General features: G+C 53.8%; 13 protein-coding genes. 4 read left to right on the plus strand and 9 right to left on the minus strand.

Going from position 1 to position 15,153, the window contains the following annotated elements; genetic code table 11:
• The first annotated feature begins 1 nt into the window (after position 1).
• Both TREPR_RS14440 and TREPR_RS14445 read left to right on the plus strand, forming a co-directional pair.
• Positions 2 to 1,801, plus strand: coding sequence for a thiamine pyrophosphate-binding protein (locus TREPR_RS14440; protein WP_015709083.1), 1,800 nt, complete (start codon positions 2 to 4; stop codon positions 1,799 to 1,801).
• Positions 1,785 to 2,813: an FAD:protein FMN transferase gene (locus TREPR_RS14445; RefSeq protein ID WP_015709084.1), complete on the plus strand. Its 1,029-nt coding sequence runs from the start codon at positions 1,785 to 1,787 to the stop codon at positions 2,811 to 2,813. Before TREPR_RS14440 ends, TREPR_RS14445 begins: the two co-directional genes overlap by 17 nt.
• A 73-nt stretch (positions 2,814 to 2,886) precedes the next feature.
• Here the strand turns inward: TREPR_RS14445 and TREPR_RS14450 are convergent, their stop codons facing one another.
• The 3 genes from TREPR_RS14450 to TREPR_RS14460 are packed head-to-tail and all read right to left on the minus strand — an operon-like array spanning position 2,887 to position 5,394.
• Positions 2,887 to 3,735: an amidohydrolase family protein gene (locus tag TREPR_RS14450; RefSeq protein ID WP_015709086.1), complete on the minus strand. Its 849-nt coding sequence runs from the start codon at positions 3,733 to 3,735 to the stop codon at positions 2,887 to 2,889.
• Positions 3,732 to 5,045: a Gx transporter family protein gene (locus TREPR_RS14455; protein ID WP_015709087.1), complete on the minus strand. Its 1,314-nt coding sequence runs from the start codon at positions 5,043 to 5,045 to the stop codon at positions 3,732 to 3,734. Before TREPR_RS14455 ends, TREPR_RS14450 begins: the two co-directional genes overlap by 4 nt.
• The gene (locus TREPR_RS14460; RefSeq protein ID WP_015709088.1) at positions 5,011 to 5,394 is read right to left on the minus strand and encodes a NusG domain II-containing protein; all 384 of its coding nucleotides are present in this window, start codon (positions 5,392 to 5,394) and stop codon (positions 5,011 to 5,013) included. Before TREPR_RS14460 ends, TREPR_RS14455 begins: the two co-directional genes overlap by 35 nt.
• Positions 5,395 to 5,520: 126 nt before the next feature.
• Between TREPR_RS14460 and TREPR_RS14465 the strand changes: the two genes are divergently transcribed.
• Positions 5,521 to 7,245, plus strand: coding sequence for a carbon starvation CstA family protein (locus TREPR_RS14465; protein ID WP_015709089.1), 1,725 nt, complete (start codon positions 5,521 to 5,523; stop codon positions 7,243 to 7,245).
• A gap of 2 nt (positions 7,246 to 7,247) precedes the next feature.
• A complete protein-coding gene (locus TREPR_RS14470) occupies positions 7,248 to 9,479 on the plus strand; it encodes an ATP-binding protein (protein ID WP_015709090.1) in 2,232 nt (743 codons plus the stop codon).
• Between the two features lie 7 nt (positions 9,480 to 9,486).
• On the opposite strand, the gene TREPR_RS14475 is transcribed toward TREPR_RS14470, so the two are convergent.
• The 6 genes from TREPR_RS14475 to TREPR_RS14500 all read right to left on the minus strand — a co-directional run bounded on the left by TREPR_RS14475 (position 9,487) and on the right by TREPR_RS14500 (position 15,024).
• Complete coding sequence (locus TREPR_RS14475; protein ID WP_015709091.1) at positions 9,487 to 9,840, minus strand: helix-turn-helix domain-containing protein; 354 nt, start codon at positions 9,838 to 9,840, stop codon at positions 9,487 to 9,489.
• Positions 9,841 to 9,965: 125 nt separating this feature from the next.
• Positions 9,966 to 11,924, minus strand: coding sequence for a 3-deoxy-7-phosphoheptulonate synthase (aroF, locus tag TREPR_RS14480; RefSeq protein WP_015709093.1), 1,959 nt, complete (start codon positions 11,922 to 11,924; stop codon positions 9,966 to 9,968).
• 104 nt (positions 11,925 to 12,028) lie between these two features.
• On the minus strand, positions 12,029 to 12,721 hold the full coding sequence (locus TREPR_RS14485) for an amino acid ABC transporter permease (RefSeq protein ID WP_015709094.1): 693 nt from the start codon (positions 12,719 to 12,721) through the stop codon (positions 12,029 to 12,031).
• Entirely contained in the window at positions 12,718 to 13,479 is a 762-nt protein-coding gene (locus tag TREPR_RS14490) for an amino acid ABC transporter permease (RefSeq protein WP_245534747.1), read from the minus strand. Before TREPR_RS14490 ends, TREPR_RS14485 begins: the two co-directional genes overlap by 4 nt.
• A 7-nt stretch (positions 13,480 to 13,486) precedes the next feature.
• Positions 13,487 to 14,284 (minus strand): transporter substrate-binding domain-containing protein, encoded by a 798-nt coding sequence (locus tag TREPR_RS14495; RefSeq protein ID WP_015709096.1) that lies wholly within the window; start codon positions 14,282 to 14,284, stop codon positions 13,487 to 13,489.
• 17 nt (positions 14,285 to 14,301) lie between these two features.
• The gene (locus TREPR_RS14500; RefSeq protein ID WP_015709097.1) at positions 14,302 to 15,024 is read right to left on the minus strand and encodes an amino acid ABC transporter ATP-binding protein; all 723 of its coding nucleotides are present in this window, start codon (positions 15,022 to 15,024) and stop codon (positions 14,302 to 14,304) included.
• Between the last annotated feature and the right edge of the window lie 129 nt (positions 15,025 to 15,153).

The following is a 15,153-nucleotide window of genomic DNA, read 5'->3' on the forward strand; positions in this document are numbered from 1 at the left end:
TATGCAATACACAGGCGCCAGGATTCTTATTGAAGCGCTTATAGAGCAGGGGGTTGATACGGTTTTTGGTTACCCCGGCGGAGCAGTTCTGTTCATATACGATGAGCTGTACAAGCACCAGGACCGGATACGGCATATACTGGTGAGCCATGAACAGCATGCTGCCCATGCCGCAGATGGTTACGCCCGGTCCACCGGAAAAGTGGGGGTATGCCTTGCAACCTCCGGGCCCGGAGCCACTAATCTGATAACCGGCATTGCCACCGCCCACATGGATTCTGTGCCCATGGTTGCCATCACCGGTAACGTTGCTACCAACCTTTTGGGGAAGGACAGTTTTCAGGAAGTTGATATCACCGGGATCAGTATGCCTGTGGTCAAGCATAACTGGATAGTCAAGGATGTTAATGCCCTGGCGGAAACGGTACGGGAAGCGTTTATCGTTGCCCAGTCAGGCAGGCCCGGCCCGGTACTCATCGATATTCCCAAGGACATTACTGCCATTCCCGGGGAATGGATTCCCCTCAGATCAGGGGCCAAGGTGAAAAATATCCAGTCCATTTCGGCAAACAAACTGGTGGCGGGGATCATCCCCGAAGGGGCCGACCAATCAGAAATAACTGCGGAGGAAGAAATACTCAGCGCCCGGGCCCGCCGGCTTACAGAACGGAACCGGCGCACTACCTTTACTGATGAAGACCTGGACAGGGCAGTGAAATTTTTCCGGGAAGCCAAGCGGCCGGTGATCTACGCAGGGGGCGGGGTGATCAGCTCCGATGCCTGCGGGGAACTGACTGAGTTCGCGGAACGGCTCAATGCGCCTGTTGCATTAAGCCTCATGGGCATCGGTGCCTTCCCCCGGGAACACCGCCTCTACACAGGACTCATCGGTATGCACGGCACCGTGGCTTCCAACAAGGCGGTCCAGAAGGCGGACCTCCTGATCACCCTGGGGGCCCGCTTCTCAGACCGGGTCACCAGCAGGGCCGACAAATTTGCTCAAAGCGCCCGTATTCTTCACATCGACATCGATCCTGCGGAGGTGAACAAAAATGTGGGGGCCCACGCATGGATAATCGGGGACATCAAACTGATATTAACAAAACTGCTGAAGAAGATACCCCAGCATTTGAAGACCGACTGGCAGGGGGACATTGAGAAATGGAAAGAAAAGATACCCAAGGCTCACCACCCCGGAGGCAGCAAACTCCACCCCCGGCTCATCATTGAGGAAACCGCCAAACGCCTGGGTTATGACGCTATTGTTGCTACCGATGTGGGGCAGCACCAGATATGGACCGCCCAGTTCTACCCCTTTACCCGCCCCCGCTCCTTTATTACCTCCGGGGGACTGGGGACCATGGGCTTCGGCCTCGGGGCCATCATGGGCGCTAAAGTTGCAAATCCCAAACGGCCCGCAGTTTTGTTCACCGGAGACGGCTCTTTCAGGATGAACTGCGGTGAAATGGGCACCATCAGTAACTACAAAATCCCTATACTCATCGTTATTATCAATAACCAGGTGCTGGGTATGGTCCGCCAATGGCAGTCCCTGTTCTACGAAGAACGGTATTCCGAGACTATCCTGGACCGCCCTCCGGATTTTGTAAAACTCGCTGAAGCCTACGGCCTCAAAGGCTACCGGGCTGAGAACGAGAAGACCTTCATTGAAGCTCTGGATAACGCCATGAAGGATATCGCCTCCGGGCTTACTGCACTGATTGACGCTCAAATTAACAGGGACGAACAGGTGCTGCCCATGGTTCCCGGAGGCAAGCCTATTGATGAACAGATACTCTGAGATAATTGCCACCCTGGCGCTAACCCTTATCATAGCCACCCTTCCAGGCTGCGCCAAGACCCTTCCTTCTCAGTCGGAATTTGTTTTGGGTACTATTTGTACCGTCAATCTCTATGACCAGGGATCCCCCGAAGTATATCATCAAATTTTTGACCGTCTCCGGGAAATCGAGAACCGCATGAGCGCCAACCTTGAGGATTCGGAACTGGATCAAATCAACCGAATGGCCGGTATCCGGCCGGTCGTGGTACACCCGGACCTCATCGATGTTATCCAACGGGCCCTATACTTTGCAGAAAAAGCCGATGGCGCCTTCGACCCCACTGTGGGACCATTAGTAAAACTGTGGAGTATCGGTTCCGATGATGAGCGCCTCCCCGGTGAAGATGAAATCGCCGCCGCTCTCTCCCTGATCAATTGGAGGGATATTGTGGTTGACCGGGAACAGGGAACCGTTTTCCTGGAACGCCCCCTCATGCGCCTTGACCTGGGGGCCATTGCCAAGGGCTATGCCGCAGATGAGGCAGGGCGAATAATCCGGGCCGCCGGGATAAAGCGGGCCCTCATCGACTTGGGGGGAAACATCCTAGCCCTGGGGGAGAAAAAAGGCGGCGCTCCCTGGCGGGTGGGGATACAGAACCCCCTGGATAACCGGGGCGCCTATTTTGGCATCGCCGAAGTGCGGGACAAAACCCTGGTCACCTCCGGCATCTACGAGCGGTTTTTTGAGTATGACGGAAAGCGGTATCACCACATCCTCTCCACTCAGGATGGCTACCCTGTAGACAACGGCCTCCTTTCGATAACGGTTATCAGCGGCAATTCCATTGATGCCGATGCCCTCTCAACATCCCTGTTTGTCCTAGGCTATGAACAAGGCAAGATTCTGGCAGAATCCCTGGACGACACAGAGGCCATTTTTGTTTTTACGGATATGAGCGTCCACTGCACATCCGGGGCGCTTGAATATTTCACCCTCACGGATACTACGTTTAGTCTAATTCAGGACTGAAAATATTTTTACAAAGAAAAGGAAATTAAAAGGTATAAAACAACTCAGGCATAAAACCATCCCCTGTAAACCACTACCCCCTGACAAATAGCCGCGCAATTTTCTCATTTGCCCCCGCCATATCTATACCGAGTTCGTGCAAATAGGCATATTCATCCCCGGTACCGCGTCCATGGGGCACGCCATAGGCGCCGCTGTCACTCCCTGAGGCGACCAGGGCCCCGGTCTTCCCTGCGTAACTGAGCATTTCTGCGTGGTGGGCCAGTATCCTACGCATGGTTTTCTCAGGATAGCGCCCTTCAGAGAGGACATTTTTTACCGGAGCACAGGTTGGCACCCAAACAGTGCCGGTATCGCGCAGCATTTCTACCCCTTCCTTGTCAATCCAATATCCGTGCTCAAGGCTTGCTATCCCCGCCTCCAAGGCATTTTTTATATTTTCTGCGCCGTTACAGTGGGCCATGACACGGAAACCTTCGCCCTCCGCAATGTTCACCAGCTCATGGATTTCATCCCTCCCGATGGCATCGTACAAAACACTGCCGTCGGTATCAAAATCAAGCATACCAGAGACTGTTATCTTCACAAAATCTGCGCCCATGGTTTTTGCATCCGCGATAAGCCCCCGAGCTTCGCGCATATCCCGGTACGCCCTGCCATAAAGATGCCCGTAATATCCCTCCCGGTGGATGATAAAAACCGGGGTACGGTAATCAATGGCATATTCCGCCGCCAGGGTTTTCGTAAATCGTGAGACCCCGTATTTGTCCCCCCCATCCCGGAAATACCCAATCCCCCAGGACCGTAGTTCCCCAAGGGCCGCACGGACAAAACCTTCATCAGGAGCGGCTCGGTGGCGTTCCACGGCCGCCTGATAACTCACCCCGTCGGCCATAAGGTGGCCGTGGCATTCGTATTTCATAACTTTACTACTATGGTGAAAAACCAAGGCAGCCAAGCTAACAGCACCGCCACCACCAGGATTATACGCCCCGGAATAGCGGATACCCGCCGACCATCTGATAACAGAAACTCTGTTTTTTGCACATCCATTTCTTCATGTTGCCCAGCTTCAGCAGTCGGATCCTCAGCCTTGCTCACTGCAATCATTAGCGCATCAATACTGCCGATAATGTCTTTCCTGGTAATGATATGGCCTTGTTCCTGTATTAAGGCAAGGATGCGGAAGGATTCACCTACCATTTCCCCGAAAGCGCCGGGAAGCTGCAGATCCCGCCGTATCGCTGTGCGGGACAGCATGATCAGGGCTTCCAGGGTAACTCCCCGCTGGATCCCCGCCAGCAGGGCCCCCTCTGTGATCCTGAATGCTCCGACAGAAAACAGGACCCGCCCGTAGGGGACCAGAAGGTTGAACATCACTATACCCAAAATGATAAGTATGGTAATCAAGGGATTGTTCTTCTTTCCCGATAGCCAGGCCAGGAACCAGAAAAACAAAAACTGAAGTACCCTGAAATAGGGATTCGGATTGAAAACCAGGGCGGGAACCATGAGCATCCCGACCAGGCAAAGTTCCCGCCCGCTAAAAAGCCCCTCATAGATACGCCGCCGGCTTTCCCGTGCTCGTTCCCGGTATCCTCTGCGCTTCTTCACTTTTGAAGCATCGCTTCGATCCGGCCTTGCAGTTTTTCTCTCCTCCGCGATTTCTCTGCTATTTACAAAAACTACGGGTTCAGGCCTATCAGAGTATGCTGCGTACCAGTGGGAACGGCGGATAAAGTATTCGCAGAAGAGCCCCAAGGCAAGGCCGGTGATAAGCCCCATGGCCAGGAAGGGAGGGGTAATGTACCGGGCGCCTTCCCCAAAGATGAAAACCCGGGCCAGGGCAAGCTGGGCGCCGTTGGAAAGCAGTGCCCCGAGAACGCTTATACCGGCCAGACTCATCTGCTTAGGCCCCAGGAGCCTTCGGAGGCCGAACATGGAAAGGGCGGAAACACCGGTGCCCACCAGAGAAAAGAGAAAAATATACGAAAAGAGGGTTCCCGTGATAAGGGCCTGGCCAATAACCTTAATTCCCAAAAGCAACAGAAAAGCTCCAAAGGGGAGTATGTCCAGAGCCAGCATAAGGGGGAGGTTGGCTATACCGAGCCGCATAAAAGGTACTGGTTTGGGGATCAGGTATTCAATAGTAGAAAGGAACAGACAGAAAGCCCCCAGGACGGTGACAGTCACCTTTTTACCAGCTTGTGCTGTCCGGGAGGGTATTTTCATCCCCATCTCCTTCTATATAAATAAACACTTTATTGGGAAGGCAGGCTGACCACTGGCCCTGGCGGTGTATACGGCCAGCGGCTACACAGGTCTGGTTAGCGCAGGGAGATGAAAGCACCCGGCTCCCCTGGCCGCGGATCTCCACCACCGTATCCCCTATGGGGCCCGGTATGGATAGGGTCTCTTCTGCGTCCAGGGGGAAAACCCAGATCCGCCCTTCGCCCTGAACCCTCACCCAGGCGGCTTCCTGAGGGCGGCCATAGACCAGGAATGTGGAAAGTATCGTTAAAGCTGCGGCAAAACCGAGGGCAAGAAAATCCAGTGGTTTTAAGGGAATCATCCCCTTCATGTAGGCTCCCTTTGCCCATACTAGCGGGGTTCCGGATTTTACTCAACTTGATCAATGCGATCCTTTGCATTATTCAAAGATTTATTGTATAGTATTTTAACTGAGATTACCATTAAAGGGGTTTAGATGAACGGGCTTGTTCTGCTTATAATTTCCGTCCTGGTTCTGGCACTTGCCTACCTGCTCTACGGCCGGTATCTGGCCCGTACTTGGGGAATAGACCCCTCAAAAAAGACCCCTGCCCAAGAATTAGAGGATGGGGAAGAGTATGTGCCCACCTCCCCGGCGGTAGTTTTCGGCCACGAATTCGCCTCCATAGCCGGGGCGGGGCCTATCAATGGGCCGATTATCGCCGCCATGTTCGGCTGGCTGCCGGTAACTCTCTGGCTCCTGGCAGGGTCCGTCTTTTTCGGGGCAGTCCACGACTTTGCGGCCCTCTACACCTCGGTCCATAACAAGGGAAAATCCATAGGCTACGTGATTGAACTCTATGTGGGCAAGGCGGGGAAACGGCTTTTTCTGATCTTTGTCTGGCTTTTTTCCATACTTATTGCCGCCGCCTTTGCGGATATTGTGGCGGGAACCTTTACGGGCATTGACGCCCAGGGCCTCGAGAATTCCACCAACGCCTCGGTGGCCACCGCCTCCTTCCTCTTTATCGCCGCCGCCATAGGCCTGGGGTTCCTCATCCGGAAACGGAAAGCCTCGGATCTTGCCAGCGGCATTATCGCCGTGGACCTTCTCATCGCCTGCATTGCCCTGGGCATTTTCTTCCCCATCTTCCTGCCCCACAATATCTGGCTGTACCTGGTGTTCGGCTATATATTCGTCGCCTCCATTGCGCCGGTCTGGCTTTTGGGGCAGCCCCGGAACTACCTCAGTTCCTTCCTGCTCCTGGCAATGATCGCCGCGGCTTTTATTGGGGTAGTGTTTACCGCTCCGACGCTTTCCATACCCGCCTTTACGGGCTTTGAAGTCGATGGCAATTTCCTGTTCCCCTCGCTTTTTGTAACTATTGCCTGCGGGGCCATATCGGGGTTCCACAGCCTGGTGGCTACCGGGGCCGCTTCCAAGCAGATCAACAATGAGCGGCACATGCTGCCCATTTCCTACGGGGCCATGCTGGTGGAGACCCTGGTAGCGATACTGGCCCTTATCGCCGTGGGTTCCCTGTCCAACGGGGGCAAGCTTCCTTCGGGAACCCCGGTGGTTATCTTCGCTACCGGGGTTTCAACCTTTCTGTTCAAGATAGGGCTCCCCATAAAAATGTCCTTTACCCTGGTTTCCCTGGCGGTTTCCTCCTTTGTGCTTACCACCCTAGACACGGTGGCCCGGCTCGGACGCCTGTCCTTTCAGGAACTGTTCAGTTCCGGATCCGAAAGCCGGTCAAAAAAAACCGCCTGGCTGGGCAAGGTGCTGACAAGCAAGGGCGCAGCATCGGTGTTTACCCTGCTGCCCGCATATATACTGGCGGTCCTAGGCTATCAGAATATCTGGGTTCTCTTTGGCGCGGCGAACCAGCTCTTGGCAGCCCTTACCCTTATCGCCTGCGCCCTGTTCCTTAAAAAGACCAAACGCCGGGGTTTCATGCTCTTTATCCCTACGGTAATCATGCTGTTGGTTACCTTTAGCTCTCTTGTCCTCACCGCCAGAGCCAGGATACTCAGGTTTCTGAACGGCAATTTCCACTGGGCCTCTGATGGCCTCCAGTTGCTTATCGCCTGCCTGCTCTTTATTCTGGGAATTCTGGTGGTAATTTCCTGCGCACTAAAACTGTGGCAAAAAAAGCCGGATCCGGACAGAGATGGAAATGTTCCCTCAAATACTCCTAAAACAGAGGCGGGGATCTAGGCATGGCATCCATAAAAACAAAGGACCGGCTTTTTCTGATCCTGACCAGCGGCAAATACTCGGGAATGCAGGACAGGGCGGATATAGACCGGATCATCCGGCTTATCGTTATCAATATTATCTACACCATCATGTCGATCCTCATCCTTGCCCTGGGCGTCTCGGATATGCGAAACGGGATGACCGACCAGGGGCTGCTCCAGATAATCATCGGCTTTATGATCTTCACCAATCTCCTCCTCCTGCGGACCGAATTCTCCTTTACCCTGGGTGGCCTCATCGTAACCACCATATTCGGCGTATTCTGCGGGCTTTCGGTTTTTGCCCAGAACAACCTCAATGGTTTCGGCAGCCTCTGGATCTATTCCTACCCCCTGATGTCTATCTTTACCCTGGGTATGCCCCTGGGGCTGATCCCCGCACTAATACTGTTTGTGGTCACCATCTTCGGAACCTTTATACCGGGGCTCGGGGCGATTGATTATACTTTTTCCGAAGCCATCCTCATTTGCGGGGTCTACTTCTTTGTCCTGGCCCTGACGATTATCTACGAAATGGTCCGCTCCATCAAAGACCAGTGGCTGATGAAACAGGACAGCTACATGAACATGGTTTTTGCCAACAGCCCTGATATTATCATCATCCTGGATGATGAAAGCCGGTTTGTTTACTGCGCGGATATATTTCTCCGAAGGACCCATATAAAGAATTTTGAAACCATCAAGAAGCGCCCCTACCGGGAAGTTTTTGCCCGTTTCGCCGGGGAAAAACTTCTGGACGAAATAGCATCGGTGTTCCAGCTTTCCATGGAGGAAAAAAGTCCCTCGGTGACCGAGGAAATCATCGACATGGGCGGGGACGGTAACAACAGGAATTATGAAATACACTTCACCCCTATGTTCAATAGCGCAGAAAACTACCAGGGAGCTTTTGTCCTTTTCCACGACATGACCGATATCATCAACGCCAAAGAGCGGGCGGAACAGGCCAATGTGGCCAAGTCGAGCTTCCTGGCCAACATGTCCCACGAGATACGCACCCCCCTGAACGCCATCATAGGCATGGCCACCATCGCCAAGGGGACCCAGGAAAATGAGCGCCGGGATTACTGCCTGGAAAAAATTGAGGGCGCCTCCACTCACCTGCTGGGGGTTATCAACGATATTCTGGATATGTCCAAAATTGAAGCGGACAAATTTGAACTTTCTTCAACTGAATTTGAATTTTCAAAGATGCTGCGCCGGGTGATGAATGTCCTTGAATTCCGGGTCGCCGAAAAAAAACAGACCCTTGGGGTAAATCTGGACCCAGACATACCGCCCCTGCTTATTGCGGATGAACAGCGGCTTGCCCAGGTTATCACCAACCTGCTCACCAATGCGGTAAAGTTTACCCCCGAAGAGGGCTCCATAACCATAGCAGCCCGCAAGCTGACGAATCAAAACGCTTTCCATGAAGGTGTCCCTGCCAAGTACCTGGTGGCTGCCTTTCCGGACCGCCTCCCCGGGGAGGAACTTGAAGAAGACCTAAGTCCCCGCTGCACCCTGGAAGTACGGGTGACCGATACGGGCATAGGCATCTCAAAGGACCAGCAGGACAAGCTCTTCCAGTCCTTTCAGCAGGTTGATTCCAGCATTTCCCGCAAATTCGGCGGCACCGGTCTGGGGCTTGCCATTTCTAAAAGAATCGTAGAGATGATGAACGGTTCTATCTGGGTAGAGTCCGAGCCGGATAAGGGCTCCACCTTCATTTTCACCATCCAGGCGGAGCTTCCGGAATCTGTGCCAGGACAAGATTCCCCCATACCGGCAGCCGAACAGGAGGACTCCGCAGAACCCCGGGAGAATGAATTTGCCGGGCGGCGCATACTCCTGGCGGAGGATGTGGATATTAACCGGGAAATTGTGGTTACCATCCTGGAGCCCACCGCCCTGACCATAGATGAAGCGGAAAACGGGCAGATCGCCCTGGATACCTTCTGCGCTAACCCGGAAGCCTATGATTTGATATTTATGGACATCCATATGCCCGGCATGGACGGGTATGAGGCAACTCGCCGGATCAGGGCTTCGGATCACCCCAGGGCAAAATTGGTCCCCATCATCGCCATGACCGCAAATGTGTTCAAGGAAGATATTGAACGGTGTCTTGCCGCGGGCATGAATAGCCACATAGGAAAACCCATTGATTTCAGCGAAGTATTGGCGATTTTGAGGAAGTACTTAGCCGCCTAAAAACCTGCTAGGGTTTATCCTGCATATCCAAAAGCAGATCGATCTGCTTTAAGATATATTCCTGGTATTTAGGAGCAAGTTCCTTATACAGGGCGACCAATTTGGTAAATTCCTTTGCAGGATCATGGTTGAACATTTCACCTTGACCATCCCTGAGCCATTTTTCATTTACCCCAAAGGAAGCACAAATCAGCTTAATGATCCGATCATTGACCTTCCGCTTTTCTACTTCCACCCCTGCGAGATACCCGCTGGACAGAGATATAACCTTGGAAAATTTCATCTGGGAAAGACTCAGAGCTTCCCGAACCTGTTTTATACGGCGATTAACAGTTACCGCTATATCACTTTTCATTTCCATTCGATACTACCATAAATTCCGTGAGTGTTACAAGTGAAACTACAAAAAAACTACTTATTTCACCATAATTATACAATATGCTTGCTGAGAAATCAATATTATCCATATAAATTATGTCCCTCCAACTACAAGCTAGCCCTGTACTCTCCAAGGAAATAAAAGTTTTCTGTCCGGGTTCTCAGCTCTTCCACCGCCCCGGCAAAGGTATCCTCTGTGGAGGGAATGGTAACATCCACGTAGAACTGGTACTCCCAGGGTTGGCCCTGTATGGGCCGGGATTCAAGTTTGGAAAGGTTAAGCCCACGGTCGCTTATTATTTTCAGACAGCTGAAGAGGGCCCCGGACTCATCGGGGACGGAAAACACCAGGGACGCCTTATTCGGCTTATCTGAACCAAGGCTGGGGGGTATGGGCGCCAAGTTGCTGCCATTGCGCCGGGAGATAATCACAAAGCGGGTATAGTTCAGGGGGTTGGTCTCAATACCCGCCTTGAGTACCCGCAGGCCATGGGCTTTGGCAGCCGCTTCCCCGGCAATGGCGGCTACCTTGGTGGCCCCTTCCCGGGCAATGGAGGCCACCGCAGTTGCGGTATCGTTGCAGGCCTCTAGCTGCCAGGCGGGGTACTTATCCAGGAAGTCCCGGCACTGGGCAAAGCCCTGGGGGTGACTGCGGACTATGCTGATGTTTTCGATTGACGCCTTTTCATCGGCGATCAGGCAATGGACAATCCGCAGCTTCAGTTCCCCCACCATGGCGATATCCGGGTAACGGAGGAAAAGATCGTAGTTTTCATGGACCGATCCGGCCAAGCTGTTTTCTACAGGTACCACCCCAAAGCCGGCAGCGCCTTCCAGGACCGCATCAAAAACCCCGCGAAAAGAGGCTGCCTGCAGCCGGGGCGCCTCTTCCCCGAAGGCTCGCATCAGGGCCTGTTCGGCATAGGCGCCGCTTTCCCCGGAAAAGGCTATGGGCAGATTGCTTGGGCTTACCGCTTCGGTGGCCGAAGCCCCACTTTTGCCGGAAACCTTAAGCACATTCCCCGCAGACGGCCGGGGAGTACGGAGCAGTTCCTTCCCCACCACCGGGGCCAGGGCTTCAATATCCCGCATGAGTCGCTCAAACTGTTCGGGGTACAGGGACTGGGGTCCGTCGGAAAGGGCTTCATCCGGCCGAGGGTGTACTTCAACCGTAAGCCCGTCAGCTCCGGCCGCAACCGCCGCCAGGGCTGCGGAACTGATCATAGCCCGGATCCCCACGGCGTGGCTGGGATCAACGATGACCGGCAAATGGGAAAGGCCCTTCACCACCGAAATGGCGGAAATATCCAGGGTATTCCGGGTATAGGTCTCAAAGGTGCGTATCCCCCGCTCGCAGAGCACCACATCCCGGGTCCCCGCCGCCAGGAGGTACTCCGCGGAAAGGAGCCATTCCTCAATAGTCGCCGAGGGGCCTCGCTTCAATAAAACCGGCTTACCCAGGGAACCGACCTTCTTTAACAATTCAAAGTTCTGCATATTCCGGGCGCCGATCTGGAACATATCCGTAAGATCCTTCATCTGCCCGGCAAATTCCGGGGACACCACCTCGGTAACGATGGGCATACCGTTGGCTTCACCTGCTGCCTTCATAAATTCCAGGCCCTGCATACCCAGGCCTTGGAACGCGTAGGGACTGGACCGGGGTTTATAAGCCCCACCCCGGAGCATCACCGCCCCGGACTCCCGGACCCGGGCTGCGGTTTCCATGATCTGATCCCGGCTTTCCACTGCGCAGGGCCCGGCAATCACCGAAATCCGGGACCCCCCAATCTTAACCTGGGAAGTGCCTGTCCCCACGGTGACAATAGTATTCCCAGGCTTGCTCTCCCGGGAGGCCAGTTCGTAGGGCTTGGAAGTTGCCGCTACCCGCTCCACCCCAGGCAGCAAGCCCAGTTCCCGGAGATCTACCACCCCCTTACCGGTTCCGCCGATAACTTCATCGTCCCCCAGGACCTGATCCCGTACCGCAAAGCCCCGATCTTTCAGATAGATCCGGACCATTTCTTTATCATGCTGGGAGACGCCTTTGGACAAAACGACAATCATGGGAAACCTCGATTAGGAAAAATTGGTAAAAGAATAGGAATATACTACAAAGTTTGGGGGGAATTTACAATAGCCGCCGCAGTTTTAGGTAAAAGAAGAAGCCCCTACTGTTCCGGGTGCAAGGACAGCCCCTGTTCGTTTTTAGCAAGCTTCCGCACGATACAGGAAAGGGAAAAGTTGATCACAAAGTACACCAGGGCGATGAAACAGTAAAGCACAAAAATATGGGCGCTGCTAACCACGGTATTTTTGGAAAGTATACCCATGAGGTTCTTGCTGTTGAAGAAAAATTCCGCAATGGCGAACTGGGCAAAAAAGGATGTGTCCTTAACGGTGGTGATGATCTGGCTCATCAAGGAAGGGACTATACGCATGAAGCACTGGGGCAGCACGATGTACCTGAGGGTCTGCAGAAAACTGAAACCCTGGGACCGGGCAGCCTCGAACTGTCCTTTGTCAATGGAGTTAAGCCCGCCCCGCACAATTTCTGCGATCACCGAGGAAGTGTAGAGGGTCAGGGCCAGGCCGCCCCGGAACAGATAGGTACCAAAGGGCAGCATGAACACACAGATCAGTATCCACAATAAGAGAGGGGTACTGCGAAACACTTCAATGTATATAGAAGCTATCCTACTGAAAAAACGGCGTCCGTAATTTCTGCATAGGGCCAGCACGGAGCCTAAGGCAACGCTGGCCGCCACGGTGGCAAGGGAAATGAGCAAAGTAGTCCGGAGGCCGATCAGGATATACCGGACATTAGGGGGGGTAAAGATATCCGCAAAAACCTGGGTGTTCACAGCGCCGCCCCCTGATGAATATGGTCCGTAGTTCCGGCTTTAGCCGGAACTACAAGGCCAGGGCCGCCAGGTCCTGACCCGGTCCCCCGGTTTTTGATCCGCAGCTCATGGCGGCGGGCCCAGCTTACCAGGGGGAAGCAGAGGATGAAGTACATGACACCGGTAATAATATAGGCTGGGCCGTAGCTCAGGGTCCCGTTGGAGGCCCAGGAATCAGCCCGGTACATCAGGTCCCCCCCGGCGACAAGGGCCATCACCGAAGTATTTTTGATGAGGTTTACCGCCTGGTTTGCCAGAGGGGGCAGCACGATGGTGAGGGTCTGGGGGAGGATGATCCAGCGCATAGCCTGGAGATAGGAAAAGCCCTGGGACTTAGCGGCCTCCATCTGCCCCCTTGCAATGGAACTAATCCCAGCCCGGACCACCTCGGACACATAAGCCCCGTGATAGATACCCACGCAGAGCATCCCTATGGAGAACACATCCAGGGTGACCCCCACATAGGGCAGGGCGTTATATACAAAGAACACCTGGACCACCAGGGGTGTATTCTGGAAAATTTCCACATACACCCTGGCAATAGCCCGCAGTATCTTTTTATTGGAGGTAGAAAAAAGGCCAAAGATGATTCCAAGGATCAGGGCTAAGAGCAGGGCCAGGATCGACACCAGCAGGGTGATCTTAAAGCCCTCCAAAAAGCCCGGGAAATCCTTAAATAAACGCCCCCAACGCCACAGGGCAAACGGTCCGCTACTCACTCTTTTCCTAGAGTTTAAACTGGCTAACCAAGCCGGCAATGGTTCCGTCACTGAGCCACTTTTTAATCAGGCCGTCTATATAAGAGGTTAATTCGGTGTTTGACTTTTTGCTGGCAATGCCGTACTCCTGGGGAGAAAAGGCTTCCGGCAGGATTACTGTTTCATTGTCCAGGTAACCGGCCAGAATGGACTTATCCACGGAGAACACATCAACCCGGCCGGAATCCAGGGCCGCCTTGATCTCAGGATAGGTGGCAAATTCCGCAAAGCCAAAACTTACCCCGATCTTGTCCCCCGCTTCCTTAATCGCCACCCGGCTAGTAGCGGACTGGGCAACCCCGATGGTCTTACCCCCCAGGTCCTTAAGCCCGGAGATCCCCGCAGCTTTCTTAACCAGCATACCCACCGCATCGGTGTAGTAGGTGGTAGAAAAGTTGTAGGTCAGCTTCCGTTCCTCAGTAACCGTAAAGGTAGCGATAACCAGATCGATATCCCCGTTATCCAGCAGGGGACCCCGGGTCTTGGCGGTTACCGGAGTAAAGGCCACCTTGGAAGGATCCCCAAAGATCTCCTGGGCGATGAGCTTGGCAAGCTCAATCTCCAAGCCCTCATAGAGCCCGGTTGCCGGGTTCTGGAGCCCGAATCCCGGCACATCCGATTTAACCCCTACCCGCAGCACCCCGTGGCCCTTAATCCGGTCCACATCCCCGGAACCACCGCTTTCCTGTTTTCCCCCGGCAAATACAGTGCCGGCCACAGCCGCAAGAATCAAAGCTACACACACCACTTTTTTCGCAAACTTCATTCTCTTCCTCCTTAGATTCAACGCAAAATTTTACTTAAGAACGCACTGGTGCGCTCATTTTTTGGATGTTCAAAAAATTCTTCCGGCTTCCCTTCCTCCACCAGAACCCCGTTGTCCATGAAAATGATCCGGTCCGCCACCTGCCTGGCAAAGCCCATCTCGTGGGTCACCACCACCATGGTGATGGACTCCCGGGAAAGGCGAATGATCACGTCCAGCACCTCCTGAACCATCTCCGGGTCCAGAGCCGAGGTGGGCTCATCAAAAAGCAGTATCTTCTGTTTGGTCGCCAGGGCCCGGGCAATGGCGATACGCTGCTGCTGCCCCCCGGACAGATTGGAGGGATAGGCTGTCGCCTTGTCCCGGAGCCCCACCACATCCAGGTAGTGGTAGGCAATTTCCTCCGCCTCGGCCTTGCTCTTCTTTTGCAGCTTGATGGGCGCCAGGGTAATGTTCTGCAAGGCAGTCATGTGGGGGTAGAGGTTGAACTGCTGGAACACCATGGCGCAGTAGGATCGCACCAGATGGGTCCGGGTAGTCCGCAAAAGGGGTTCCCCATTGAGAAAAACCTCCCCATCGTCAGGCTCCTCCAGGGCGTTGATACAGCGGATAAGGGTGCTCTTGCCGGACCCCGAGGGGCCGATGATCACCAGCTTTTCCCCTTCCCGAACATGGAAATAGATATCCTTCAGAACCTTCAAATGCCCAAAGGATTTACAGACCCCCTTTAGTTCGATCACCAAAACCCTCCATGAGCTCTAATTGTGTATAATTATACATTAAGGTGAAAATTTATGCAAGAGGGCGAATTGCCTCATCGGAGGTTTTACATTTACTCCGAGGATACGTATGGGGAAATTTGCGAGAAG

The sequence above is a fragment of the Treponema primitia ZAS-2 genome (assembly GCF_000214375.1).
GTDB classification, from domain to species: domain Bacteria; phylum Spirochaetota; class Spirochaetia; order Treponematales; family Breznakiellaceae; genus Termitinema; species Termitinema primitia.